Below are 8,015 nucleotides of genomic sequence, written 5' to 3'. Positions count from 1 at the left end.
GGTGCTGCAAAGCTAGGGTTGCCAACACTTCCAGTGTTTTTAAAATAAACAATATCGCCCCCCCATTCTCCCACAAAAGCATCCAAGTCGCCATCATTATCGAGATCGGCAAAGGCGGGCTTGCTTTCTATCCCAACATCTGCTAGGTTAAATGGGTTGTAAACAGGTGCTGCAAAGCTAGGGTTGCCAACACTTCCAGTGTTTTTAAAATAAACAATATTGCCCTCACTTTCTCCCACAAAAGCATCCAAGTCGCCATCATTATCAAGGTCGGCAAAGGTGGGAGTGATGTAATCTCCAACATCTGCTAGGTTAAAGGGGTTAGTTTGAGGTGCAAGAAAGTTTGGTGTACTCATTTTAGGTTTCTCCTTTTTCTTTGTAATAAACTAGATTTGAAAAGTATATAAAGGGATGGCTGCTTTTTGAGATATTCGTAGGTTGGGTTGAAGTATGTTAGCGACAGCTTATCCTACGGATAAACCCAACATTTCAGCTAAAACTGTGCAATAGTAGGGGCGGGTTCGAGCAGAAATTTTCATGTTCACCATCAGATTAAATAAACCCGCCCCCTTCAACCCCTGTAATTGCCATATATTCTAGTAATGCGTTATCTCCTTGGGGCGGGTTTAGCTGACTTTAGGTGAAAACTCGTTAAGTTAACAGGGGAACCCGCCCCTACAGAGCCTAATTTGCTGATGCACTATTTGAGTTCAATGGTAGGGGCGGGTTCCTACGGAGATTTTCATGGTTACTCAATGATTTACATAAACCCGCCCTGCTCGATGCTAGGTTATATCATTGGGGGCGGGTTTACCTAATTTTCGGTGAAAACTCCTGAACTTAACTGTCGAACCCGCCCCTACGTTTTGATGATTCGGTTGGGGTGGGGGCGAGTTTACCTAACTCAACGGGAAAACTCCTGAACTTAACTGTCGAACCCGCCCCTACGTTTTTTTGCCTGGGGTTGGGGGCATTAGGGCGGGTTTACCTAATTTTTGGTGAAAATTCGTTAAGTTAACTGTGGAACCCGCCCCTACAGAGCCTATCAATAGTAGGGGCGGGTTCCTACGGAGATTTTCATGGCTACTCAATGATTTACATAAACCCGCCCCACCCCACGGTGGGTGATATTCATTGGAGTTCCTACGGAGATTTTCATGGCTACTCAATGATTTACATAAACCCGCCCCACCCCACGGTGGGTGATATTCATTGGAGTTCCTACGGAGATTTTCATCGTTGCTCAATGATTTAGATAAACCCGCCCTGCTCGATGCTAGGTTATATCATTGGGGGCGGGTTTACCTAATTTTCGGTGAAAACTCCTGAACTTAACTGTCGAACCCGCCCCTACGTTTTGATGATTCGGTTGGGTTGGGGGCGGGTTTACCTAATTTTCGGTGAAAACTTCTGAACTTAACTGTCGAACCCGCCCCACCTCACGGTGGGTGATATTCATTGGGGGTGGGTTGATTCGACTATCTGTAAAAACTCCCTAACTTTTCACTCAACCCAACCCACTCAACTACTATGGTTGTGGACTATTAATCACAGCCTCACCAGCAGCAGTACCAAGTTGCACAGTAACAGTTCCCGCACTAAAGGTATTAGCTTGTTGAGTAGCCCGATCGCCATCTGCAGTAGGCGTAACACCGAAACCATTAAAGTCGCCCACACCAGTGAATGCCTGTATACCAGCACTACCCAAAGCCCAAGCAGAGTTCTGCACACCCCCTGTTTGGGTTGCATCGTAGTTAAAAGCAGCAGCAGAAGCATTTTCCTTACCTACCGCAGCAGACACAGCCACACCTGTAACAGCAGTTCCATCAACAGTGAAAGCTGCACTACCAGCGATACCACCTTCACCAGCACGAGCTACAGTAGCAAAACCCAAAGCATTGAGAACAACTAGGCCACCAACAACAGTTAAACGACGAATAATTGTATTTTTCATTTTGAACTCCAAGATTGTTTTTTTGTCTTCTATTAGTAAGACTGTTTTAGGTAACAAATTGTGAATTTTTTTTTGTATAGCGCTAGGGAACAGGGAACAGGGAACAGGGAACAGGAAGCTGTTAAAGGATTTTCCTAGGTCATGCTGCGCAAACAGGATTTAGAAATGTCCTAACCTTAATGCGTAGCGCTATAGTAGTCCGTCTAGCTTAAAAATGTGGGTAAGTTTCATAAATTAAGACCTCTCCCCCCAGCCCCTCCCCCTCTCCTGCTCCGAGAGGGGAGAAACTCCCCCAACGCTAGCAGGGAACGGGGCTGGGGGGTTAGGTTTTACCCACAATTTTAGTCTAAACTCCAGTAGTAGGGACGTTGCATAACAAAAATGCTAACGTCCCTACTGTGGTTTACCAAAATGAAAAACGCTGTAAGTGTTGGGTTGAGGAACAAAACCCAACCTACATTTTTCCACCACAAATTTCCCTTGACTCATATTGCGTCAAAGGTATTCTAGAGGGCCTTATTTGTAGAAGCGGTTCGCGTTTGCGGAGCATGACCTAGGAAACCGCCCCTACAAGAAACCGTCCCTAAATATTCATGTTATTAGTTTAAGAGGAAACCCGCCCCTACTATCACAACATTCTGGGCGTAGCAAACCGCTACAAGCTCTGATGATTAAATGGTTGATAATCTTAAGCCCAAAATATTCCGGAGGCGAATTGTTAACTAACTTAAGTGGTTGGCTAAAGTCTTTTGACAACTGATAACTGAAATGATCTTTCTGTTTTTGCCTAGTTTTCCTCAGTAATTTCACTAAAACTGATACACCAAGGAACTGTTGTTCTCCATTTCTAAAAGTCTCTATTTCCGGCAACTTCTCATCAACATTTACCTCAACTAAAAGGCGTTGGTGAAACACGGTATGATTTATTGTCTGGATAAAAGCGCAAACAAAAAACTTTCTCCCTCTACTATTCTTTCTTCTTCTTTCTTTCCTCCTGACTCCTGACTCCTGACTCCTGACTCCTAAATAATTAACATTAGTCTCATACACTAATTCACTAACGCCAACTAAAATAGCTTCACTTTTCTCTTCTGATAAAACAACTTCTTGGGATATCTCAGGAGCCACAATTTCTGTTGCCAATTCTGGAGGAGGAGAACTTTCTACTGTACGGGCGAATAGCCATTCGCCCCTACTGACTTGGTTATATTTCTCATACCTCTTTCGCAAAATAGCCCTAGCTTGAGAAATACGCTTGCGGACATTATCGTAAGAAATGTTTAACTCTGTAGCTATTTCTTGATAACAGTATTGTTTCTCAAAATAGAGAACAAAAGTTTCCCGTACTCTCTTGGGTAAATCATTAATAGCCAGGCCAAAAAAATTTTCCAATTCTTGCTGCTACGCAGCAAGAATTGGATTTTCCCCTTGAGAAACCCCATCAGGATAAATCACCAAGTCTACATCCTCAACCTCTGAAGCATAACAAGTAGACTGCTTAAGTAGATCCATACAAAGGTTATAGGTTAGTTTAGTCAACCAAGCTTTAAAATTCTCAATGGCTTTGGCGCACTGTTGTATTTTTTCTCTAGCCTTGAGCATGGCCATACTCAGAGCATCTTCAGCATTTGTGGAGTTACCACCCATCCATTTGACACAGCAACGGTAGAGATAGTCTTGATGCTCTTGCCATTGTTGCCAAAATATCGAATCAATATCTGCAGTCCTTTTGTGCCTATCCAACATTTTACGTTTTTATTCAAAACAGCATATTTGGGTAGGCACCCTGATTTTCTCTCAACAGGAAATTAGTGCTTATTTAATGATTATAGTTCCTGTCGTTTATTTTTTTATATTTTTTTTATATTATGACTTATTTAGTTTTTACTTGGCAAGGTAAAAAGTTTAAAGATTTGGTAAATATTAAACATAAATTATTGCCGTGAATTTACTGAGAAGTTCTTTTTCATCGGGATGGGGCGGGTTTATCTGAGAATTTGTCGCCCTATTAACTTAACGCGAAACCCGCCCCTACGTTTTTATTATTAGACATCTCCAATAATAAAAAATAAAATTAATTATCCTACAGAAATTATCAATCCTTTCTTCCTGCTCGGTCTTTTCTGGAGAGGTCTATTTTTAGTAAACTGATATAGCTAAAATAGTGTGTTATATCTTTACCGGCTGGATAACAGGTTCATCTCATCTCAGAGACTTTTGGTAAAGTTTTCTTAAGTAAGAGCGATCGCTTAGATATGAAGTGAGAAAATAGCTATGAAAATAATTATCCTTATCTATGAAACGAAGGAACCATCCAAGTGACTTAACTTATCCGCAGATAGAGTATTAAACCTATAAAGGAAAGGATAAATTTCATAAGTAATAGCAGCAATTTGATAGTGTATGTTAGGGCACAGAAATTTTGAAGCTAATTATGATATGCTAATAAAACTGATGCTTAAATTGCTATAAATCCTAAGATGGGATTGCCGATGTGTTGAATCTTAGGCATAAATTGGCCGTAGAAACCCACGGCCAAAAAACCGATATGACCGAAATGCAGGAAGTTAAATATTAAAATGTCATAAAGTGACATTTTCTTGAAGTTTTCTAGAGTAATTTTTAAGTAAACCAGAAGTAAGCAACTTATTCTCAAAAGGAGAAACAAATGGCTAAAAATTTGCTCGAACAACTACGAGAAGTAACCATCGTGGTTGCTGATACAGGCGATATTCAAGCAATTGAAAAATTTAAGCCACGGGATGCAACTACTAATCCCTCATTAATTACTGCTGCTGCTCAGATGCCACAATATCAAGAAATTGTGGATGAAACTTTGAAAGGAGCAAGGCAGGAACTGGGACCAGATGCGACTGCTTCTGATGTGGCAAATTTAGCATTTAAGAGACTGGCAGTTGCTTTTGGACTCAAGATTTTACAAATTGTGCCAGGACGGGTTTCTACAGAGGTTGATGCTAGATTATCCTACGATACAGAAGCAACAATAACTCAAGGACGAGATTTAATTGCTCAATATGAAGCTGCTGGAGTTTCTCGCGATCGCATCTTAATCAAAATTGCTTCTACTTGGGAAGGTATCAAAGCAGCAGAAGTGCTAGAAAAAGAGGGTATTCACTGCAACTTAACTCTACTATTTGGTTTGCACCAGGCGATCGCTTGTGCTGAAGCTGGCGCTACTCTAATTTCTCCTTTTGTAGGACGTATTTTAGATTGGTACAAAAAAGAGACTGGACGAGATTCTTATCCTCCAGCAGAAGACCCTGGTGTATTGTCTGTGACTAAGGTCTATAACTACTACAAGAAATTCGGTTACAATACCGAAGTTATGGGAGCTAGTTTCCGTAACATTGGAGAAATTACAGAATTAGCGGGTTGCGACTTGTTGACTATTTCACCTGCATTATTGGGTGAGTTAGAATCTACAACAGGTGAGTTACCTACTAAACTTTCTGCTGAGAAAGCTGCTCAGTCTGATGCAGAAAAAATTACAATGGACAAAGAAACTTTTGATAAGATGCACGTTGAAGACCGGATGGCATCTCAAAAACTGGATGAGGGAATTAAAGGTTTCTCTAAAGCATTAGAATCATTGGAAAAACTGTTAGCAGATCGATTGACTCGTCTAGAGGGAGTCACTCATGCAGCAGAAGATATTTTCCATATCTATGACTTAGATGGTGATGGTTTCATCACTCGCGAAGAGTGGGCTGGAACTGATGCTGTATTTGATGCTATGGATATCAATAAAGATGGTAAGATTTCTCCAGAAGAAATGGCATCTGGTTTAGGATCTGTGTTCCAATTGGCAAAGGTTTAGTCCCCAGATAGCAGTCAGTAATTAGACAATTAAATTCTTAGCGAGTGGGAGCAGGATGCTCCCTTTTCTTGATTTACAGCAGTTTTTGTTCTTAGGTACACCACAGTAGGGACGTTCCATGGAACGTCCCTACAAAGGTTTTTCCTTTTCTTCTTTCTTTTTCCTTACCTTCTGACTTGCAATACCGATGCTACCGGACATGATATTACCGACAGGACTTACGCAACATAAGAAAATATACACCATCTGTAGGGGCTTTCTGACATTCGCTGTAGAAAAGTTATTGGCTTCAAAAGGGGTTTGGTAAGCAAACCCCTTTTAAATTACCGATGGAAAAGTTGAGTTATATGTCGTAAGCGATCGCTCAATTCTTGACTTAAAAGCTCTGACGTGGTATAGCGCCAGCGCCACTGTCCGGGATTAATACTAGGGTCGTTCATGCGAGCGCGGTTATCCAGAGAAAGAATATCTTGCAGAGGGAATATTGCCATATCAGCTACAGAAGAAGAGGCTAAACGTATGAAAGACCAATTGATTTCTTGGATATCGCTATCAGAAGTATAAGCTAGATATCGAGCAACGTGGTGTTTTTCCTCCTGGGTAGCTTTAGACCACCAACCAAGAGTAGTATCATTATCGTGAGTTCCTGTGTAAACTATACAGTTGTTGATGTAACAGTGAGGTAAATAGGGATTATTTACATCTCCACCAAAAGCAAATAATAATATTCGCATTCCTGGAAATTCAAAGCGATCGCGCATTTCTTCTACTTCAGGAGTAATAATTCCTAAATCTTCTGCTAGGATAGGTAGACTTCCTAGAGTTTCCCGTAATTTTTCAAACAATTTATAACCTGGTGCTTTCACCCATTCACCATTAATAGCATTTTCTTCCCCTGCTGGCACTCGCCAGAAAGCTTCAAAACCTCGGAAATGGTCAACCCGCACGATGTCTACATATTGTAGGGTTGCTCTGAATCTTTCGATCCACCAAGCAAAGTTAGTATTTATCAAGTTTTCCCATTTATAAACAGGATTTCCCCATAATTGCCCAGTCGCACTGAAGTAGTCTGGTGGTACTCCTGCTTTCCATGCAGTTTCTAAGGTTTTTGGGTTGAGTTCAAAATTTTCTGGGTGACTCCAAACTTCAGCACTATGATGGCAGACATAAATGGAAACATCGCCAATAATTTTGATATTTTTCTGGTTACAACATTGGCGGAGGTTTTTCCATTGCTCAAAAAACTGAAATTGCAAAAACTTATGATATTCAATACTATCATTTAGAATTTCAGATGCTATTTTTAAAGCATTGGGTTCTCGACGAGCTAAACCTGGTTCCCATTGATTCCATGTTTTGTCTGGGTTAGCTTCATGCAATGCCATAAATAAAGCATAGTCATCTAACCAGTAAGATTGTTCTTCACAAAAGGTTTCGTATTCGGAAGGAATAGCTTGTTTAAAGCGATCGAAAGCTTGTTTAAAATATTTGGTTTTGTGGGGAATGACTTCGGCAAAATTTACTCTACCATAAGCTGGGTCGCCTTCTGAGGGTAAAGGTGTGAGTTCATCAGGATTTAATAATCCTTTTTGTGCCAATATATCCAGACTAATTAACAGAGGATTTCCTGCAAAAGCGCTGAAGTTCATGGTATAGGGGGAATGTTCGTAACCTGTTGGACCCAGGGGTAATATTTGCCAGATTTTTTGCCCACTTCTTACCAGAAAATCAATAAACTCATAAGCTGATGTACCTAAATCCCCGATACCGAATCTACTGGGTAAACTGGTGGGGTGTAGTATGATTCCACTTGCACGTTCAAAAGTCATAGTATTTTTTATATGTCAATAATACTTGAATTTTAGCAGATTGTGCAGTTTATAACCGAATATAAGTATAAATGAGAGCAATATTTTGGAATTATAATTTTTATAATTTTAAGTCACTAAATTTCACAAAAGTTTACAAGATAATCCTTGCTTTAGTAGCATGAATCTTGAATTTATGCTGATTTTAAAACAAAAACTAATTTATTTAGCTATACTTTATAAGTAGTAATTATTTCACCTGATAAATTTTTGCTATTAAGAATTAATCTAAATATAATACATTTAATTAAATTAACTATGCAGAAAATTCTTAATTATCAAATTCTGGAGCAAATATACGGCAGCGATCGCACAATAGTGTATCGCGCTTACTCAGAATTAGACAAAAAATCAG

At 40.0% G+C, this 8,015-nt stretch carries 6 protein-coding genes; 1 reads left to right on the top strand and 5 read right to left on the bottom strand.

Annotated elements, in window-relative coordinates:
* From ACP6PK_RS18265 to ACP6PK_RS18250, 4 genes are all read right to left on the bottom strand, one after another.
* Window positions 1–356: FG-GAP repeat domain-containing protein (locus ACP6PK_RS18265; protein ID WP_426561476.1), on the bottom strand; the 356-nt coding region annotated here is incomplete at its 3' end.
* Window positions 357–1,528: 1,172 nt separating this feature from the next.
* A complete protein-coding gene (locus tag ACP6PK_RS18260) occupies window positions 1,529–1,954 on the bottom strand; it encodes a hypothetical protein (protein WP_426561475.1) in 426 nt (141 codons plus the stop codon).
* Between the two features lie 591 nt (window positions 1,955–2,545).
* Window positions 2,546–3,346, bottom strand: a complete 801-nt coding sequence (locus tag ACP6PK_RS18255) for an RNA polymerase sigma factor (protein ID WP_426561473.1) — start codon at window positions 3,344–3,346, stop codon at window positions 2,546–2,548.
* 9 nt (window positions 3,347–3,355) lie between these two features.
* Window positions 3,356–3,700, bottom strand: coding sequence for an RNA polymerase sigma factor (locus ACP6PK_RS18250; RefSeq protein WP_426561471.1), 345 nt, complete (start codon window positions 3,698–3,700; stop codon window positions 3,356–3,358).
* A gap of 922 nt (window positions 3,701–4,622) precedes the next feature.
* On the opposite strand from ACP6PK_RS18250, the gene ACP6PK_RS18245 reads away from it, so the two are divergent.
* Window positions 4,623–5,792, top strand: coding sequence for a transaldolase (locus ACP6PK_RS18245; protein WP_426561469.1), 1,170 nt, complete (start codon window positions 4,623–4,625; stop codon window positions 5,790–5,792).
* Between the two features lie 323 nt (window positions 5,793–6,115).
* Here ACP6PK_RS18245 and malQ read toward each other — a convergent pair whose 3' ends face one another.
* Complete coding sequence (malQ, locus tag ACP6PK_RS18240) at window positions 6,116–7,621, bottom strand: 4-alpha-glucanotransferase (protein WP_426561467.1); 1,506 nt, start codon at window positions 7,619–7,621, stop codon at window positions 6,116–6,118.
* Between the last annotated feature and the right edge of the window lie 394 nt (window positions 7,622–8,015).

The sequence above is a fragment of the Dapis hubbardiae BLCC-M172 genome (assembly GCF_050016015.1).
GTDB lineage: Bacteria > Cyanobacteriota > Cyanobacteriia > Cyanobacteriales > Microcoleaceae > Trichodesmium.
Note: the sequence above shows the minus strand (reverse complement) of the source record. Positions and strands in the feature narration are given on the sequence as shown.

What these genes read in the sequence shown, in the direction of transcription:
- ACP6PK_RS18260 (WP_426561475.1), bottom strand. Translation starts at nt 1,954, where the DNA reads ATGAAAAATACAATTATTCGTCGTTTAACTGTTGTTGGTGGCCTAGTT.
- ACP6PK_RS18250 (WP_426561471.1), bottom strand. Translation starts at nt 3,700, where the DNA reads ATGTTGGATAGGCACAAAAGGACTGCAGATATTGATTCGATATTTTGG.
- ACP6PK_RS18245 (WP_426561469.1), top strand. Translation starts at nt 4,623, where the DNA reads ATGGCTAAAAATTTGCTCGAACAACTACGAGAAGTAACCATCGTGGTT.
- malQ (WP_426561467.1), bottom strand. Translation starts at nt 7,621, where the DNA reads ATGACTTTTGAACGTGCAAGTGGAATCATACTACACCCCACCAGTTTA.